At 36.3% G+C, this 16,407-nt stretch carries 18 protein-coding genes; 8 read left to right on the top strand and 10 right to left on the bottom strand.

From position 1 onward, the window contains the following. Nucleotides 1-26: 26 nt before the first annotated feature. Together JO178_RS11840 and JO178_RS11835 are read left to right on the top strand one after the other, a co-directional pair. Entirely contained in the window at nucleotides 27-365 is a 339-nt protein-coding gene (locus tag JO178_RS11840; RefSeq protein ID WP_291935687.1) for a DUF6122 family protein, read from the top strand. Nucleotides 366-431: 66 nt separating this feature from the next. Beyond that, nucleotides 432-1,502 carry an ionic transporter y4hA gene (locus tag JO178_RS11835; RefSeq protein WP_291935684.1) on the top strand — a complete coding sequence of 357 codons (1,071 nt, stop codon included), beginning with the start codon at nucleotides 432-434 and terminating at the stop codon, nucleotides 1,500-1,502. 98 nt (nucleotides 1,503-1,600) lie between these two features. On the opposite strand, the gene JO178_RS11830 is transcribed toward JO178_RS11835, so the two are convergent. Then, nucleotides 1,601-1,981, bottom strand: coding sequence for a group III truncated hemoglobin (locus JO178_RS11830; protein ID WP_291935681.1), 381 nt, complete (start codon nucleotides 1,979-1,981; stop codon nucleotides 1,601-1,603). A gap of 100 nt (nucleotides 1,982-2,081) precedes the next feature. On the opposite strand from JO178_RS11830, the gene JO178_RS11825 reads away from it, so the two are divergent. From JO178_RS11825 to JO178_RS11815, 3 genes are all read left to right on the top strand, one after another. Beyond that, on the top strand, nucleotides 2,082-3,053 hold the full coding sequence (locus JO178_RS11825) for an ion channel (protein WP_291935678.1): 972 nt from the start codon (nucleotides 2,082-2,084) through the stop codon (nucleotides 3,051-3,053). Then, nucleotides 3,054-3,542, top strand: a complete 489-nt coding sequence (locus tag JO178_RS11820) for a YkgJ family cysteine cluster protein (RefSeq protein WP_291935670.1) — start codon at nucleotides 3,054-3,056, stop codon at nucleotides 3,540-3,542. It abuts the gene before it with no gap. A gap of 190 nt (nucleotides 3,543-3,732) precedes the next feature. Beyond that, on the top strand, nucleotides 3,733-4,035 hold the full coding sequence (locus JO178_RS11815) for a hypothetical protein (protein WP_291935667.1): 303 nt from the start codon (nucleotides 3,733-3,735) through the stop codon (nucleotides 4,033-4,035). Between the two features lie 35 nt (nucleotides 4,036-4,070). Here JO178_RS11815 and JO178_RS11810 read toward each other — a convergent pair whose 3' ends face one another. From JO178_RS11810 to JO178_RS11795, 4 genes are all read right to left on the bottom strand, one after another. Next, complete coding sequence (locus JO178_RS11810; protein WP_291935663.1) at nucleotides 4,071-4,445, bottom strand: DUF1801 domain-containing protein; 375 nt, start codon at nucleotides 4,443-4,445, stop codon at nucleotides 4,071-4,073. Between the two features lie 129 nt (nucleotides 4,446-4,574). After that, a complete protein-coding gene (gdhA, locus tag JO178_RS11805; protein WP_291935659.1) occupies nucleotides 4,575-5,933 on the bottom strand; it encodes an NADP-specific glutamate dehydrogenase in 1,359 nt (452 codons plus the stop codon). Nucleotides 5,934-6,123: 190 nt separating this feature from the next. Then, nucleotides 6,124-7,233 (bottom strand): DNA-processing protein DprA, encoded by a 1,110-nt coding sequence (dprA, locus tag JO178_RS11800; protein WP_291935656.1) that lies wholly within the window; start codon nucleotides 7,231-7,233, stop codon nucleotides 6,124-6,126. A gap of 33 nt (nucleotides 7,234-7,266) precedes the next feature. Then, nucleotides 7,267-8,034, bottom strand: coding sequence for a rhomboid family intramembrane serine protease (locus JO178_RS11795; protein WP_291935654.1), 768 nt, complete (start codon nucleotides 8,032-8,034; stop codon nucleotides 7,267-7,269). Nucleotides 8,035-8,280: 246 nt separating this feature from the next. Between JO178_RS11795 and JO178_RS11790 the strand changes: the two genes are divergently transcribed. Both JO178_RS11790 and JO178_RS11785 read left to right on the top strand, forming a co-directional pair. Next, entirely contained in the window at nucleotides 8,281-9,207 is a 927-nt protein-coding gene (locus JO178_RS11790) for a DUF3078 domain-containing protein (RefSeq protein WP_291935652.1), read from the top strand. Between the two features lie 243 nt (nucleotides 9,208-9,450). Further along, nucleotides 9,451-10,374: a DUF3078 domain-containing protein gene (locus JO178_RS11785; protein WP_291935650.1), complete on the top strand. Its 924-nt coding sequence runs from the start codon at nucleotides 9,451-9,453 to the stop codon at nucleotides 10,372-10,374. A 75-nt stretch (nucleotides 10,375-10,449) separates the two neighbouring features. Here the strand turns inward: JO178_RS11785 and sufD are convergent, their stop codons facing one another. The 5 genes from sufD to JO178_RS11760 all read right to left on the bottom strand — a co-directional run bounded on the left by sufD (nucleotide 10,450) and on the right by JO178_RS11760 (nucleotide 15,263). Then, the gene (gene sufD, locus JO178_RS11780; protein ID WP_291935648.1) at nucleotides 10,450-11,757 is read right to left on the bottom strand and encodes a Fe-S cluster assembly protein SufD; all 1,308 of its coding nucleotides are present in this window, start codon (nucleotides 11,755-11,757) and stop codon (nucleotides 10,450-10,452) included. A 167-nt stretch (nucleotides 11,758-11,924) separates the two neighbouring features. Beyond that, nucleotides 11,925-12,668 carry a Fe-S cluster assembly ATPase SufC gene (gene sufC, locus JO178_RS11775; protein ID WP_114819740.1) on the bottom strand — a complete coding sequence of 248 codons (744 nt, stop codon included), beginning with the start codon at nucleotides 12,666-12,668 and terminating at the stop codon, nucleotides 11,925-11,927. 30 nt (nucleotides 12,669-12,698) lie between these two features. Further along, a complete protein-coding gene (gene uraH, locus JO178_RS11770) occupies nucleotides 12,699-13,109 on the bottom strand; it encodes a hydroxyisourate hydrolase (RefSeq protein WP_291935644.1) in 411 nt (136 codons plus the stop codon). A gap of 22 nt (nucleotides 13,110-13,131) precedes the next feature. Continuing rightward, a complete protein-coding gene (gene sufB / locus JO178_RS11765) occupies nucleotides 13,132-14,580 on the bottom strand; it encodes a Fe-S cluster assembly protein SufB (protein ID WP_291935643.1) in 1,449 nt (482 codons plus the stop codon). Between the two features lie 353 nt (nucleotides 14,581-14,933). Further along, entirely contained in the window at nucleotides 14,934-15,263 is a 330-nt protein-coding gene (locus JO178_RS11760) for an iron-sulfur cluster assembly accessory protein (protein ID WP_291935642.1), read from the bottom strand. 214 nt (nucleotides 15,264-15,477) lie between these two features. Between JO178_RS11760 and JO178_RS11755 the strand changes: the two genes are divergently transcribed. Beyond that, complete coding sequence (locus tag JO178_RS11755; RefSeq protein WP_291935641.1) at nucleotides 15,478-16,401, top strand: GLPGLI family protein; 924 nt, start codon at nucleotides 15,478-15,480, stop codon at nucleotides 16,399-16,401. The last annotated feature ends 6 nt before the right edge of the window (nucleotides 16,402-16,407 follow it).

Here is a 16,407-nt window from a genome sequence, read left to right as displayed (position 1 = left end):
ATAACGCTGAAAAAATAGATCTATTCATGGCTCCATCAGAAATTGCATTGCTCAAGACATGCACACATTATTTTTTGCATTTTGTATTTCCCGTGTTTATAGCACTGGTCTTTTATCCTAAAAACTGGAAGAAGGTGTATCTTATTTTATTGGCGACGATGCTGGTAGATCTGGATCATCTTTTTGCCAATCCTATTTTCGACCCGTCAAGAGAAAGTATAGGATTTCATTTTTTACATTCCTATTATGCCATTGCGGTGTATTTTTTGATGTTGTTTTTCAAAGGAAATATCAGAGTTATAGGAATTGGGCTTCTTTTTCACATGTTTACAGATTATCAGGACTTTAACTTCTGGCCTCATTAAAATAACATTAATATTTTCTTTTGATATTGAAAATATTATAGATTTTTTGTATTTTGTAATCAGCTTATGAGATTAAAAGAACTTTTACATTATACGTATATTTTTCCTGTTCTTGCAGTGGTTTACTACTTCTCGGGATTAATGGGAGGAGGTGTTATTTATGATATTATTGCAGGAATTTTATTAATCGGAAGTGTTTTATCGGCAGTTCACCATGCAGAAGTGGTGGCACATAAAGTAGGAGAACCTTTCGGAACCATTATTCTTGCCCTTTGTATCACAATTATTGAAGTTGCCTTAATCATCTCACTGATGGTTGCCGGCGGGGATCAGGCTATTACGCTGGCAAGAGATACGGTATTTGCTGCAGTCATGCTTATCCTGAATGGTATTTTAGGAATCTGTATTCTGGTAGGAGGAGTGAAGTATCATGAGCAGTTTTTTGCGAGGACTTCTGCCACTACGTATCTGGTAAGTATTGTTTCCATTCTGGTTCTTACTTTAGTTCTTCCCAATTTTACTTCAAGTGTTAACGGCCCTTTTTATAATGAGGCACAGCTTATTTTTATTTCCATTGCCTGTCTTGCCATTTACGGGGTTTTTCTGATGGTACAGACCGTTCGTCACAGGAGTTATTTCATCGTTCCTGATGAGCATCCTGAAGAACATTATATTCCGTCATTAACGAAAACCATCATCAGTTTTGTTTTTCTTGTAGTATGTCTGGCTATAGTGGTTCTGATGGCAAAAGGGTTGTCGGCTACAATTGAAGATATGGTGCGGAGTCTTGGAGCTCCCAAATCTCTGGTTGGGGTAATTATTGCAGCTGTAGTTTTGCTTCCCGAAGGAGTAGCGGCTATTCGTGCAGCGAGAGCAAATCAGATACAGTCCAGTCTCAATCTGGCGCTGGGTTCTGCATTAGCCAGTATCGGATTAACCATTCCTGCAGTTTCTGCGGTATGTATCATGTATGATATTCCTTTGGTTTTAGGACTGGATAAAAAAGATATTATCCTGCTCTCCTTATCCGTATTTATTGTTATGCTCTCTTTAAGCCGCGGAAAGACCAATATTCTTTATGGAACAGTGCTTTTAGTGAATCTGGCAGCCTATATATTTACGGTGATTGTTCCCTAGAAAGAAACGGGATTTTGAAAAATTAAAGGTTAGATGTTAGCTTGTTTACCCAATTCGGGAGGTTATTATAAATTGAGGAATACGAATCTCGCCATTTATTATAATCTTCTCGCCAATTCCATTTTGAACGCCATGAGTTTAGCAATGTTTTCAGATTTGTAGATGGCCATATCTGCATTTTCACCTACAAAATTTTCTTCAATGGTAGTACGCCACAATTTGAGCCACTGATCAAAGTGCTTTTGTTCCATAGCTTGTATTTCATTGACCGGAAAATGAACTCCCATTGGGTTTCCTTTATAGGTCATCTGCCCGAAAAGAATAGATTCCCAGAAAGAATACATTTTCGGAAGGTGTTTATCCCAGTCTACTTTTGCAATGTCATTGAAAAAAAAGCCAATGGTTTCATCTTTAATAACTTTGGTGTAGAATGAATTAACCAGTTGTTCAATGTCTTCTCTTGATTCAAGCTTTTTCATCTCTCAAAGTTACATCAAAATCAATTTACAAATCTCAATACGGGATTGATAAATTTCATGAAAACAATCTTTTATCTTTGTACTGAAAAAACGATACAAAATGACAAGAGGATTCAGAAAAAAAATCCGTCAGAAAAATACGGAGAACAGCGGCTTCGGAAGTAATGCATCGGGAAGGTTTATTAATAAAGACGGGCTTCCAAACGTTCAGAGAAGGGGCGTAAATGTTTTTAACAGATTAAGCTGGTATCATACGATGCTGAATTTGTCATCATTTCGTTTTATTTCGTATCTGGTAATAGCTTATATCCTGATTAATCTGGTATTTGCCCTTATATATTATATCATCGGGGTAGAGCACCTTACAGGAATTGATAAGACTAATCCGGGCAATGAATTTATTGATGTTTTCTTTTTCAGTTCACAAACTTTTACAACGGTAGGATACGGAAGAATTGCTCCTGTAGGTTTTATGGCCAGTCTGATTGCTACTTTTGAAGCTTTTTTAGGATTGCTTACCTTTGCAATTGCAACCGGTCTTTTTTATGGAAGGTTTTCCAGACCGAGAGCTTATCTTAGCTTTTCTGATATTGCAGTAATAGCACCATTCCAGGAATCCACAGCGCTGATGTTCAGGCTCGCTCCTTATAAAAATAACGCGCTTACAGATGCCGATGTTATCGTGTCTACTGCTATAGAAGTGATTGAAAATGGAGCTCCCAAAAGTAATTTTTACAGATTGGATATTCATTTAAGTAAAATCAATACACTGGCGCTTAACTGGACCGTTGTTCATAAGATAGATGAAAATTCACCGTTTTACGGCTTTTCTGAAGAAGATTTTAAAACCACAGATATTGAACTTATCGTTCAGGTACGCGCATTTGATGAAGTATTTTCAAATACCGTGGTTCAAAGATCTTCCTATGTAACCGGAGAAATTGTTTACGGAGCAAAATTTGTCCCTATGTATTATCCTGATAAAAATAATCTTACAACAGTACTGGATCTGGATAAGATTAATGAATATCAAAAACAAGATCTTCCCGCTTCGGCTGGAAATAAAGAATAAATGGATTTAGATTTTTATAAAAAACAAGCTTTACAAAAGCAGAAAGAACATAAAAAGTTTCTGGATGGTTTAAAGAAAAAGCCACCCAAAAACCTCGATTATATTGTTCAGGAGACCCATGACGAAGTGTTTGAAGAAATAGACTGTTTACAATGTGCCAACTGCTGTAAAACTACCGGACCTTTATATACAGAAAAAGATATTGAACGTATAGCTAAACATCTTCGGATGAAGCAGGCAGATTTTGAAGCAAAGTTTTTAAGAGTAGATGAAGATAATGACAAAGTATTACAGCATCTGCCATGTTTTTTTCTGAATGCTGACAATACCTGTTCTATCTATGAAGTAAGACCGAAAGCCTGCAGGGAATATCCCCATACAGACCGCAAGAAGATCTACCAGATTAATAATATAATGCTGAAGAACACTGTAATTTGTCCTGCTGCTTTTGAGTTTGTAGAAAAAATGATGAAGAATATTGGCAAATAGATTTAACACTTGTTATGGAGGCATAATCATTAAAAAAATAACAGGAGTTGAGAAACAACCATTCTTTCAGCTTATTTTACTCATTATAAAATCCTCTTAAATAATTATAAACTACGTTAAATTAGGGTGTTACAAATAATTTTGTGATTAATGTATCGTTTATCTTAAACAATCATTTAAATATTACATTATGAAAAAGTTATTTGTAACAGCAGCGTTTACATTCGCGGGAATCATTGCAGTATCTGCTCAGACACAAACTCAGAAACCGGCAGAAAATTCAACGACTACCCAAACTCAGCAGCAAAGTCCAAAGACAACCACAGACTGGAGTACCTCTTCAACCACCAACGGGCAAAAACAAAACACGACAACAGAAGTTTCTACAACAGCTCCTGCTACCGATGCTACGGTAAGTACAGGAACTACAGTGGGAACTGCTAAAACTTCGGAGGCTACCAAAGAAGAAAAGAAAAGTAAAAAGAAAAAGTAAATACTTGAGTAAACACGAGCCTGAATCCTGGAATCTTATATTTCAGGATTTTTTTGATCAATTTCCTGTATTTTAAAAGTAAGTATATTAAGAATTAAATCAACCGGCAGTGCTTCATGGATCGGAAACTGAACAGCTCCTTTAGAAAACTTATAGGCCTTTTCTCTAAAATTTTTTTCAAAATTTTTAATACCCTCAGCTCCCGGATAAAAGCCAATATGATTTTTATAACCGGCAAAATAGATGAGCGGTTTTCCTTTATATCGGAAGGCAGGCATCTGATAGCCGATATATTCTTCAGAGTCAGGTGCTTTGAGCCGGATGATTTCCCTTAGTCTATCCAGTTTTTCCTGAACTTCACCCGGAAATAAAAGGAGGTATTCATCTATATTTCTAAAGGTGTTTTTCATCATATAAAAATAAAAAAAGCGCTGCATATAGCAGCGCTTTCTCCTTTCACTTTTTACTTTTTTCCCATTATCCCGGGAACAGGCTATATCAAAAAAGGTCGGGAGTTTCTCCCAACCTTTGTTCTTTATTTACACTACTCCCTGAGCCAGCATTGCTTCCGCTACTTTTACGAAGCCGGCAATGTTTGCCCCTTTTACATAGTTTACATAGCCATCTTCGTCTTTTCCGTAGTCTCTACAAGCTTTGTGGATACCGATCATGATTTCCTTTAATCTTGCGTCAACCTCTTCAGAAGTCCAGTTAAGACGGATAGAGTTTTGTGTCATTTCTAATCCTGATGTTGCAACACCTCCGGCATTGGAAGCTTTACCAGGAGAGAATAATACTTTATTATCTAAGAAATAGTTGATCGCATCAAGCGTAGAAGGCATATTAGCTGCTTCAGTTACACAAAGACATCCGTTTTCAACTAATTTTCTTGCGTCATCTAAATCTAATTCGTTTTGCGTTGCAGAAGGGAAAGCTACATCACATTTCACATCCCAAGGACGTTTTCCAGCGTGGAATTCAGCAGACGGGTATTTTTTTGCATAGTCCTCAGCTCTGTTGTTTCCTGAAGATCTAAGCTCTAATAAATAATCGATCTTTTCTCCGCTGATACCCTCTTTATCATAGATATATCCGTCAGGACCAGAAATCGTTACCACTTTAGCTCCCAGTTCAGTTGCTTTTTTGATAACTCCCCAAGCCACGTTTCCGAAACCTGATACAGTTACTGTTTTCCCCTGGAAATCCTGTCCGATAGTCTTAAGCATCTGCTCAGCAAAGTATACTACTCCGTATCCTGTAGCTTCAGGACGGATCAATGAACCACCGTAAGCAAGACCTTTTCCTGTAAGAACCCCTGTAAACTCATTTCTGATTTTCTTGTATTGTCCGAATAGGTAACCGATTTCTCTTGCTCCTACACCAATATCTCCTGCAGGTACGTCTGTTTCAGGACCGATGTGCTTGCATAATTCTGTCATGAAAGCCTGGCAGAAACGCATTACTTCCATATCAGATTTTCCTTGTGGATCAAAATCTGAACCTCCTTTACCACCACCCATTGGAAGGGTTGTTAAAGAGTTTTTAAATACCTGTTCGAAAGCCAGGAATTTAAGAACAGATAAGTTTACTGTAGGATGGAAACGAATTCCTCCTTTGTATGGTCCGATTGCAGAGTTCATTTGAATTCTGAAACCTCTGTTAACCTGAATTTCTCCTTTATCATCAACCCATGGAACTCTGAAAATAATAATTCTTTCAGCTTCAGCCATTCTTTCAAGCAGCTTCATTCCTGTATATTCTTTTTTGGTAGCAATGAATGGAATTACAGTTACGGCAACTTCTTTTACAGCCTGTAAAAATTCCGGTTCGTTAGGATTTTTTGCTTCAATTTTTGCAATAAACTCTTGGATTTTCTGGTCAATATTATATTGTTCCATATATTAAGGTTGAATATTATTGTCAACAAATTTAATTTTTTTTTCAAGATTCACAACACTCTATTTTAACATTGTTAAAAATTAAATAAAAATGTGTAGAAATATTATTAAATTGATAATTTATTGTCAAATTTTATTAAAAATGAAATGTTATGTATGAAACAATGCAATATTAAGAAATCGTTAATTCTTAAATTGCTATAAATTGCCTCCCGGAAAATGATTTTACTTTCCCTAAAAGCTCTAATTCTAAAATTATCGGTAAAATTTTGTGCGCAGAAACTTCAATTTTTTGAGACATATCATCTAAAGAAATCTGTGGATTGCCTTTGATGAATTGATAGATTTTGTTTTGATTATCAGTTAATTGTATTGTTGATTCGCTGTGTGGGAACAGCTCTTCCATTTTCATCTCATGCTTGTTGAATCCGAGAAGATTAATGAGATCTTTTATCGTGGAAATTGCTGTTGCTTTATGATGGAAAATCAACTGATTACACCCCTGGCTAAAAACATCTGTAATCTTTCCTGGAAGTGCAAATACATCCCGGTTGTATTCATTGGCAAAAGCTGCAGTACTTACAGAGCCCCCTCCGAATCCTGTCTCCACAACGATGGTTGATGGGGAAATTCCAGCCACAATTCTGTTCCTTTGAATGAAGTTTTCACGGTCCGGTTTTCTGGAGGAACTGAACTCCGTCAGTAATGCACCTCCTTCCTGAAGGATCTTTTCCGAAAGCTTTTTATTTTTTGAAGGATAAAGGAATTGGAAGCCATGAGCCAGAACGGCTATGGTGGGTCTCCGGTATTGAAGAGATACTTCATGAACCTCTTTATCAATACCTAATGCAAGGCCACTTACAGAGACATAAGAAGCAGATTGTGTAGCTTCAAAGAAATCATTAATGAACTGTTTGCCATAGAGAGTCATATTCCGGGTTCCTACGATACTTAGTTTTCGTACGGAGTCACCAGAATTTCCTTTTTGATAAATAATAGCAGGAGCATCCGGGCATTCATTAAGAAGAAACGGAATTTCCTGAAGATGTCTTAGCCTGATATTTATATTATTTTTTTCGCAAAAAATCAATTCTTTTTCTGCATATTTCAGATGTTCTTCATTGCCGATATCAGAAACGGTTTTTAGTCCCATTCCTTCCAGTTTTTTATATTCTTTTCGACCCCTTTTCCATGCTTCTTCTGCACTTCCAAAAGTTTTAACCAGTTTTTTGAAATTGATATCGCCAATATGGCTGCATTCGCGCAGCGCGATTGCATATAAATATTCTTCGGAGATCATGTGTGTTTTTTTTCAAATGTAGTGAAATAAGTGTTATCTCTTTCTTAATTCATCCAAATGATCCCAGATATCGTCTCTTTTTTTATAAGGAAGTTCAAGAAAGTCTTCAGGATGATTTTCTTTATACTGTTGCCATAGTTTATCGTCCTTTTCGCTATAATAGTTAGGAAATTCCCAGATATATTTTTTCTTTTTTTCTCCCACGTTTTTAAATGCAAAAGCGATAATACTTCCTACAACTGCTCCTGAAAGGTGAGCCTGCCACGAAATTTTACTGGGCTCCTGCATATTGTAAAAAAGTTCTTCCGGAAGCATTCCCCAAATCAGACTGCCATAGTATAAAACAACAAGCATTGAAATGGTAAGCAGTTTGGTATTCCATTTAAAAACTCCGCTGAAGAAAAGAAAAAATGCAAGAACGTACACTACACCGCTGGCCCCGATAGTACAGGTATACATATATTCACCGGTAAGAATATCAATGGGAGGAAGAAGCCATACTAAAAAACCTGTTGCCAGCCAGCCCAGAATAAAGACTTTGTTAGCTACCAGAGGGTAGAATTGATACAGAAGAAACATTAAAACAGCAATAGGAATTGAATTTCCTATGATGTGATCTAAATTTCCATGTAATAAAGGAGAGGTAATAACACCTAGTAATCCTTCCGGAAGTAAAGGAATGATAGCTCCTATGCAATTTGCAAAAAAGCCTTGCGTCTGTAAAAAATATCCGGACCACATGGCTGCAAGCATCAGCAAAGGGTATAAAATCGCTCTTTTGGAAATTACATTTTTAAACATAGAGATTGTATGTCAAATCAAAAGCCAAGGATAAATTTCGGAAAATTTGTCGATGAATATGCTTCTATCCGTCTGATTTTAAGACAAAAGGTATCAAATTGGATTTTTATTCTCTTTTTTTGGCATTGAATTTATTATTATTTTTAGTCATTGGAGCGAGAATTTATGAAAAATAGATTCTTTTAGGGTTTATTTACCTTAAAAAAAAATTATATTAATATTTTTGCATTGAAATTATTTAGAGTAATGAAGAAGTTTTTATTGATTCTTTCCTTTTTTACAGGGATTTATGCAAGTGCACAAGAAGAATTAAAAAAAGATTCGGTAGTGGTAGACACCGTTAAATACTGGTCTGTATTAGGAAAAAACACTTTAATGATTAACCAGGCTGCCTTTTCAAACTGGGTAGGAGGGGGAGCCAACAACATAGGGTGGCTTGCCGGTGCTAATTATAACCTGACTTATGAAAAGGATAAAGACCTTTGGGAAAATATCATTGTTCTGGGATACGGACAAAATGATACTAAAGGTTTAGGTATCCGAAAAACGCAGGATGTTATCACCCTTTCCACCAATTACGGCAGAAAATTTTCCAAGAGCTGGTATTTATCTGCAGGAGCAGGGTTACAATCACAGTTTGCTCCCGGATATGAAGACGGAAATAACCCTGAAGCAAAGAAAATTTCAAACTTTATGGCACCCGGTTATCTGAACCTGGGTATGGGTATCACCTACAGACCGAATGATGATCTGACGGTAACTTTGCGTCCTACCAACGCCAGATGGACATTTGTACTGGATAAAGATCTTCAGCTTGCCGGAAATTATGGTTTGAAAAGTGACGGAGATTCCTCATTGTTACAATTCGGTTTCCTCGGAACTGCGATGTATAAGCTTAAATTAATGGAAGATATTTACCTGACTAATACCGCTTCAGTCTTTTCCAACTATCTTGATCGTCCCGATAGGCTGGTTCTCGCCTACGGAGCGCTACTGAATCTGAAGGTTAATAAATATATCTCATCCAATATTACACTGGATTTATTATACGATCATAATCAGATTGAGAAAACCCAGCTTAAACAGACATTGGGAATCGGATTTGCCTATACACTGGATAATGGAGTGAAACGTTCCGACCGTAAAGACAGCCAGTGGTGGATTAAAAAATAAAGATATCATTAAATTATAGAATAAAAGTGCTTCGGTTTTGGAGTACTTTTTTTTGTGAATAGCTGAAAGGTGATTTTAAGTAGTTTTAAGTTTGAACGCTTTTTATCTCTGCTTGGAGGTTTTTAAATATCTTAATATTAACGGATTATCAATAATTTTTTAAACAATATAAAATTCTAATTAAAGTGAATTTTATCCGGAGGTAGATTATTATTTATACATTTGTAAGGAAAATCGTTAATTATGAAAAAACTTTTATTAATCGCCTCCCTTTCTATGGGAGCTATTGCTGGTGCTCAGGAAACAAAAACTTCAGTACCGGCAACAGATACTGTTAAAGCGTGGTCTATCCAGGGACAAAATACCTTAATGCTTAATCAGGCTGCTTTTTCGAACTGGGTCGGTGGGGGCGCCAATAACGTTGGCTGGCTTGCTGGTGTGAATTATAACCTGACCTATGAAAAAGGAAAAGATCTTTGGGAAAATATTATTATCCTGGGATACGGGCAAAATAACACTCAGGGTACAGGAGTAAGAAAGACTCAGGATGTTATCAATCTTTCTACCAACTACGGGCGGGAGTTTGCCAAGCACTGGTATTACTCAATGGGAGCAAGTATTCAGTCACAGTTTGCACCGGGGTATGAGGATGGCAATAATCCTGACGCTAAGAAGATCTCTAATTTCTTTGCACCGGGTTATCTTAATTTAGGGGCCGGAGTCACTTACCGTCCTAACGATAATTTTACAATGACATTACGCCCTGCAAACGCCAGATGGACTTTTGTTCTGGATAAAGACCTTCAGAAAGCAGGAACTTACGGGCTTAAAAACGATGGAGACTCTTCCCTGTTCCAGTTCGGTTTCTTAGGAACAGCAATGTATAAGGTGAAAATTATGGAAAATATCAACCTGACCAATACGGCTTCTGTTTTTTCAAATTATCTTGATCATCCTGACCGTTTGGTACTTGGATATAGTGGAATTTTAAATATGAAAATCAATAAATTCATCTCTACCAATCTTACACTGGATTTATTATATGATCATAACCAGATTCAGAAAACACAGCTAAAACAGACGTTAGGAGTTGGTTTTGCCTATAATATCGACAATGGTAAAAAACGTTCCGATAATAAGAATAACCAGGGCTGGCTGAAGAAGTAGTTTTTGTTCTATTCTATGATAAAAAATAAAAAGCACTCCATCATGAAGTGCTTTTTTATTATCAATATATAAAGTTTAAAATTCTATATCTACTTCTAATTTCTCTGCCAGTAGCTTCGAAATTTTTTCTTTTAAAGGCTCTATGTCAATATTCTGCATCGCATCATTAGCGAAAGCATATAAAAGAAGGGCCTGAGCCTCTTTTTTAGAAATTCCTCTTGCTCTCAGATAAAATAAAGCATCCTCATTCAATTGGCCTACCGTACATCCGTGAGAACATTTTACATCATCAGCAAAGATTTCCAACTGGGGTTTTGTGTCTATGCTTGCTCCTTCACTTAGTAAAACATTGTTGTTCTGCTGATAAGCATTTGTTTTTTGAGCAATCTTATCTACGAAGACCTTTCCATTGAAAACACCGTGGGCATTGCCATCGAAAATTCCTTTGTAGTTCTGATAACTTTCACAGTTCGGGAAACTATGGTGTACTGCCGTGTGGTGGTCTACCAACTGATCTTTTCCGATAATGGTAATTCCGTTCATGAATGAATTGATGTTTTGTCCATTATGAATAAAATCCAGATTGTTTCTTACCAGTTTACCTCCGAAAGAGAAGGTATTTACAGTCGTTAAGCTGTCTTTTTCCTGTCTGGCAAAAGTATTATCGATAAAATAAGAAGTATTGTTGTCGTTCTGAAGCTTATGCCAGTCGGCTTTGGCGTTGGAATAGGTAAAGATCTCAGTCACAGAGTTAGTCAATACATATGTACTGTCAAAATTGTGATGGCTTTCAATAACCTCTACTTTAGCGCCTTCTTCTACAATCAGCAGGTTTCTGGTGTTGTAGAAGGTATTTTCTTCCTGGTTTTGCGAAATATAAAAGACATGGATTGGCTTTTCAATAACTACATTTTTAGGAACCTTTAAAAAGAATCCGTATTTGCAGTACGCAAGGTTTAAGTTGGTGAACGCCTGCTCTTTGGAAGCAATACTGTTGAAATATTTCTCAAAAACTTCTTTATGCTGATCATCATTCAGTGCATAATTGAATGAAAGGAACTCTACATTTTCAATAGAAACTTTTGAAAGTTCTTTGTGAAGTTTACCGTTTACAAAAACAATCCAATCAAAGTTTTCTTCTCCAAGATGCAATTCATCAAATTGCTCTTTAGTGATATTATGGTTCTCTTTCGGGAAGAAGTTGTAGCTTTTTTCCGTGATCTCCTTTAGATTGGTATATTTATATTCTTCGTCTTTTTTGGTAGGAAAACCGATGTTTGCAAATCTTTGAAGAGCCGCTTTTCTTTCATCATCCAGAAACCTGTGACGAAGACTCTCCAAAAATTCATTATGGTTCTCTATAATTTGTTCTTTTAATGCCATTACTGGTATATCTGTGGTTTGCCCCATTTTTTCTTTTTATTTTGAACTAAAATATGGTTATTCCGAGGAACAGGGAATCCAATTTTTAATATGAGAGATTCTTTATTTTGCTGCGCTACATGAATGACCGCGAGAAATTGTAATCTCTGAAATAATGTACTTCCTTCTTAGTTAAGAAGCCAGTCATAACCTTTTTCTTCAAGCTCTAATGCTAAAGACTTATCACCGGTTTTGATGATTTTTCCGTCTGCTAACACGTGAACGAAGTCAGGCTGAATATAGTTAAGCAATCTCTGATAGTGCGTAATCAAAAGAACTGCATTTCCTTCGTTTTTAAAGTAGTTTACTCCGTCTGCTACGATTCTTAATGCATCGATATCTAATCCTGAATCTGTTTCATCGAGAATCGCTAATTTAGGATTCAGCATCATCATCTGGAAGATTTCATTTCTTTTCTTTTCACCTCCTGAGAATCCCTCATTCAATGATCTTGAAAGGAAATCTTTCTTGATTCCAAGTTTTTCAGATTTTTCACGGATTAAGGCAAGCATTTCTTTTGCCGGCATTTCTTCCAGTCCGTTTGCTTTTCTGGTTTCGTTTAAAGCTGCTTTGATAAAGTTCGTTACAGAAACTCCCGGAATTTCCACTGGATATTGGAAAGAAAGGAAAATTCCTTTGTGAGCTCTATCTTCAGGAGCGTCTTCACTGATATCTTCTCCCTGGAAAAGAATCTCACCACCCGTTACTTCATAATCTTCTTTTCCGGCGATTACAGAAGAAAGGGTAGATTTACCAGCTCCGTTCGGCCCCATGATTGCGTGAACTTCGCCCGGCTTTATTTCAAGATTAATACCTTTTAATATTTCTGCGCCATCTTCAATTTTGGCGTGAAGGTCTTTAATTTGTAACATTCTTGCTAACTTTTTCTTTTTATAATTGTATTAGCTTCCTCTGTACGTGGAATATCCAAATGGTGATAAAGTGATCGGAACATGATAATGCTCTTTGTCTTTTATCTGGAATATTACCTCAATAGACGGATAGAAGCTTTCTATATTTTTATGTTTGTAATAATCTTCTATGAAGAATACAAGTTTGTATTTTCCGTTATTACCAGCTTTTTGATACGGTAAAAAATCTGAAACCCTGCCATTATTATCAGTTTGCTTCTTACCTATAGAAACCCATTGTTTAGTAGTTTCATTGTATTTTTCCAGTTCAATTTCCACATTTCCGGCAGGTTTTCCCTGTGATATATCCAGAATATGACTTGAAAGTTGAAACCCTGTTTTTTCCTGAGCGGAAAAGTGTAGAAAAATCAATCCAAAAAACGCCAGCAAAAACTTCTTCATAAGATTATTTTTTTTCAATGGTTTATCCAACCGACCCTTCTAATGAAATTTCCAATAGTTTTTGAGCTTCAATGGCAAATTCCATTGGTAATTTATTTAGAACCTCTTTGCTGAAACCGTTTACAATCAGAGCGATAGCTCTTTCAGTATCAATACCTCTCTGGTTACAGTAGAAAATCTGATCCTCTCCAATTTTTGAAGTGGTTGCTTCGTGCTCTAATTGTGCAGAAGGATCTTTGATTTCAATATAAGGGAAAGTGTGGGCTCCACATTCATTACCCATTAATAGAGAGTCACACTGAGAGAAGTTTCTTGCTCCTTTTGCAGAAGGCATTACTTTCACCTGACCTCTGTATGAGTTTTGAGATTTTCCTGCAGAAATACCTTTGGAGATGATTGTAGACTTGGTGTTTTTTCCAATGTGGATCATTTTTGTTCCTGTATCTGCGTATTGGTGGTTGTTGGTTACTGCAATAGAATAGAACTCTCCGATAGAATTGTCTCCTTTAAGGATACAAGACGGATATTTCCACGTCACGGCTGAACCTGTTTCTACCTGTGTCCATGAGATTTTTGCATTTCTTTCACAAAGTCCTCTTTTCGTTACAAAGTTGAATACCCCGCCTTTTCCTTCTTCATTACCGGGATACCAGTTCTGAACCGTTGAATATTTGATTTCAGCATTGTCTAAAGCAATTAGCTCTACAACAGCCGCGTGAAGCTGGTTTTCATCTCTTGATGGAGCTGTACATCCTTCAAGATAAGAAACATAACTTCCTTCGTCAGCTACAAGAAGAGTTCTTTCAAACTGTCCTGTTCCTGCCTGGTTGATACGGAAATAAGTAGAAAGTTCCATCGGGCACTTTACTCCTTTAGGAATATAGCAGAAACTTCCGTCAGAAAATACCGCAGAGTTCAACGCTGCATAAAAATTGTCCCCTCTCGGAACAACTTTTCCAAGATATTTTCTTACTAAATCAGGATGGTTTTTAATCGCTTCAGAGATGGAACAGAAAATAATTCCCTTTTCTGCTAAAGTATCCTGGAAAGTAGTTTTCACAGAAACTGAGTCCATGACAATATCCACGGCAACTCCTGAAAGTCTTTTCTGTTCTTCGATATTAATCCCTAGCTTTTCGAATGTTTTCAATAACTCAGGATCTACCTCGTCAAGACTTGCCAGTTCAGGCTTTACTTTTGGAGCAGCATAGTAGCGGATGGCTTGGAAATCCGGTTTTTCATATTTGATGTTTGCCCATTCAGGCTCCACCATTTTTTGCCAGATTTTGAAAGATTCCAGACGCCATTCAGTCATCCATTCCGGTTCTTCTTTTTTAGCAGAAATGGCACGGATGATATCCTCATTTAATCCAATCGGGAAATCTTCATAATCAATCTTCGTTTCCCAACCGAATTCATATTTTTTATTTTCTAGATCGACTCTTAAATCGTCTTCAGTATATTTTGACATTAATTAAATAATTAAAAAATTAAATGATTAAAAATTAATTCTTCTTTCTTGTATCCATTTTAGAGAGGTAATCAATAAATTTTGATACTTGTTGAGAAACTAATCGGCAATCATTAATTAGTTCGATTGTATCCTCATCATAACAGGGAGCAAAGATGTAACATATTTCTTACTTCTGAGCAACTTCTCCCGAAATATTTTAAATACCGGATAAACTGACCGTTATTATTATATTTATTTTTTCTCCAACATTGTTTGAAACAGACAAAACAGCTCTTTTAAGTGGCTTGTCAGTTCAAAATTCTTTTTTAACTGATCTCTTAAAGGATTATAAATTTTTAATCTTTTAAGAACTACAAGCTAAATGATTCTCCACATCCACAAGTTCTGGATGCGTTCGGGTTGTTAAATACAAACCCTTTCCCGTTTAGTCCTCCCGAATATTCAAGAGTCGTTCCTGCTAAATACAGAATGGATTTTTTATCAATAACAATCTTAATATTATTGTCTTCAAAAACCTGGTCTGAGTCTGTTTTTTGGTTGTCGAACTTCAAAACATACTCTAACCCAGAGCATCCACCGCTTTTAACTCCAACTCTTATATAATCTTCAGCAGGGTTAAAACCATCTTCTGTCATCAGTTGGATGGCTTTTTCCTTTGCGTAATCTGATACTTTTATCATTGTATTTATTTAGAATGATTTAATTAGGCAAAAATACGAACTAATTTCCGCAATCTCAAATCGAAGATATCTATTTTAATGATTCTGTTCTCAATACATCATTTTTTTTACATGAGCCCGTGTTAAAATTATATAAATTTTTTAGATTAATCCTAAGTATTTGTTTTAGAGTTTAACCTTGATTTGTATTTTTGATCTATAAAATAAAATGAACATGAGACAAAAAATACTTGGCTTCTTTGTACTATTTTTAACCCTAATGTCTTATGGACAGACGACAAGATATATCTATGATACGTCTGTTAATCCGGATTCAATAAATCTGGTAAGCATGAAAACAGAACGAACATTTTTAGATATTAAAGGGGGACGTTCTTTATTTATCAGTGAAAATAAATTGAAAAAAGATTCTCTTTTCGCCTCTTTTAAATCAGAAGTGAAGGAAAATAATAAAAAAGATGAGAAAGATTTCTCGAAACTCGAAGGAAAAAAGCATTTTGATCCTACTTTCTTCGATTATTTTATCTCAAAAAATATTCCGGAACAGAAAGTATACTATTACGACAGAGTAGCCGGAAAACAAATTTATTATCAGGAAGACCGCCCGTTAAAATGGGAAATAACAAATGATATGGAAAAACAGAATGGTTATCAGGCACAAAAGGCAGTGGCGAATTTCGGAGGCAGAGTCTGGACAGCCTGGTTTACAAAAGATATTAATGTTTCTGACGGGCCTTATAAGTTTTCCGGATTGCCGGGGCTGATTGTAAGACTTGAAGATGATAAAGGAGACTACAGATTTGATCTCGTTAAGAAAATTATTGTTAAAGATGCTTTTGAAGAACCCGTAAATTCTGATGCAAAACAAAGTACAAGAGTCAATTTCCGGGGTGATAAAGCTGCTCTGGAATTGGAGTTCAGTAAAAACAAAAAAAATATGGCCGGAGGAAATGGAGGGGGCCTTATGAATATGGGAGGTGGAAAACACGGAGGCGGTATGCATGGCGGGCGTTCAGGTGGCATGCAGAGAGGAATGGGAGGAGACGATCGCAGCGGTGGCCTTCCTGTTCAAAATGGGGCAATGGAAAATATTTCTTTAAAAAATAGCACAAACCCCAATCCAATTGAATTAAATTAAAATATA

The organism is Chryseobacterium sp., from assembly GCF_019236175.1.
Classification (GTDB): Bacteria; Bacteroidota; Bacteroidia; order Flavobacteriales; family Weeksellaceae; genus Chryseobacterium.
The sequence above is the reverse complement of the archived record's forward strand: the minus strand, read 5'-3'. Positions and strand labels throughout refer to the sequence as shown.

What these genes read in the sequence shown, in the direction of transcription:
- JO178_RS11835 (WP_291935684.1), top strand. Translation starts at nt 432, where the DNA reads ATGAGATTAAAAGAACTTTTACATTATACGTATATTTTTCCTGTTCTT.
- dprA (WP_291935656.1), bottom strand. Translation starts at nt 7,233, where the DNA reads ATGATCTCCGAAGAATATTTATATGCAATCGCGCTGCGCGAATGCAGC.
- sufB (WP_291935643.1), bottom strand. Translation starts at nt 14,580, where the DNA reads ATGTCAAAATATACTGAAGACGATTTAAGAGTCGATCTAGAAAATAAA.
- sufC (WP_114819740.1), bottom strand. Translation starts at nt 12,668, where the DNA reads ATGTTACAAATTAAAGACCTTCACGCCAAAATTGAAGATGGCGCAGAA.
- JO178_RS11820 (WP_291935670.1), top strand. Translation starts at nt 3,054, where the DNA reads ATGGATTTAGATTTTTATAAAAAACAAGCTTTACAAAAGCAGAAAGAA.
- uraH (WP_291935644.1), bottom strand. Translation starts at nt 13,109, where the DNA reads ATGAAGAAGTTTTTGCTGGCGTTTTTTGGATTGATTTTTCTACACTTT.
- gdhA (WP_291935659.1), bottom strand. Translation starts at nt 5,933, where the DNA reads ATGGAACAATATAATATTGACCAGAAAATCCAAGAGTTTATTGCAAAA.
- JO178_RS11825 (WP_291935678.1), top strand. Translation starts at nt 2,082, where the DNA reads ATGACAAGAGGATTCAGAAAAAAAATCCGTCAGAAAAATACGGAGAAC.
- JO178_RS11795 (WP_291935654.1), bottom strand. Translation starts at nt 8,034, where the DNA reads ATGTTTAAAAATGTAATTTCCAAAAGAGCGATTTTATACCCTTTGCTG.
- JO178_RS11790 (WP_291935652.1), top strand. Translation starts at nt 8,281, where the DNA reads ATGAAGAAGTTTTTATTGATTCTTTCCTTTTTTACAGGGATTTATGCA.
- JO178_RS11785 (WP_291935650.1), top strand. Translation starts at nt 9,451, where the DNA reads ATGAAAAAACTTTTATTAATCGCCTCCCTTTCTATGGGAGCTATTGCT.
- JO178_RS11815 (WP_291935667.1), top strand. Translation starts at nt 3,733, where the DNA reads ATGAAAAAGTTATTTGTAACAGCAGCGTTTACATTCGCGGGAATCATT.
- JO178_RS11810 (WP_291935663.1), bottom strand. Translation starts at nt 4,445, where the DNA reads ATGAAAAACACCTTTAGAAATATAGATGAATACCTCCTTTTATTTCCG.
- JO178_RS11840 (WP_291935687.1), top strand. Translation starts at nt 27, where the DNA reads ATGGCTCCATCAGAAATTGCATTGCTCAAGACATGCACACATTATTTT.
- JO178_RS11755 (WP_291935641.1), top strand. Translation starts at nt 15,478, where the DNA reads ATGAGACAAAAAATACTTGGCTTCTTTGTACTATTTTTAACCCTAATG.
- JO178_RS11760 (WP_291935642.1), bottom strand. Translation starts at nt 15,263, where the DNA reads ATGATAAAAGTATCAGATTACGCAAAGGAAAAAGCCATCCAACTGATG.
- JO178_RS11830 (WP_291935681.1), bottom strand. Translation starts at nt 1,981, where the DNA reads ATGAAAAAGCTTGAATCAAGAGAAGACATTGAACAACTGGTTAATTCA.
- sufD (WP_291935648.1), bottom strand. Translation starts at nt 11,757, where the DNA reads ATGGCATTAAAAGAACAAATTATAGAGAACCATAATGAATTTTTGGAG.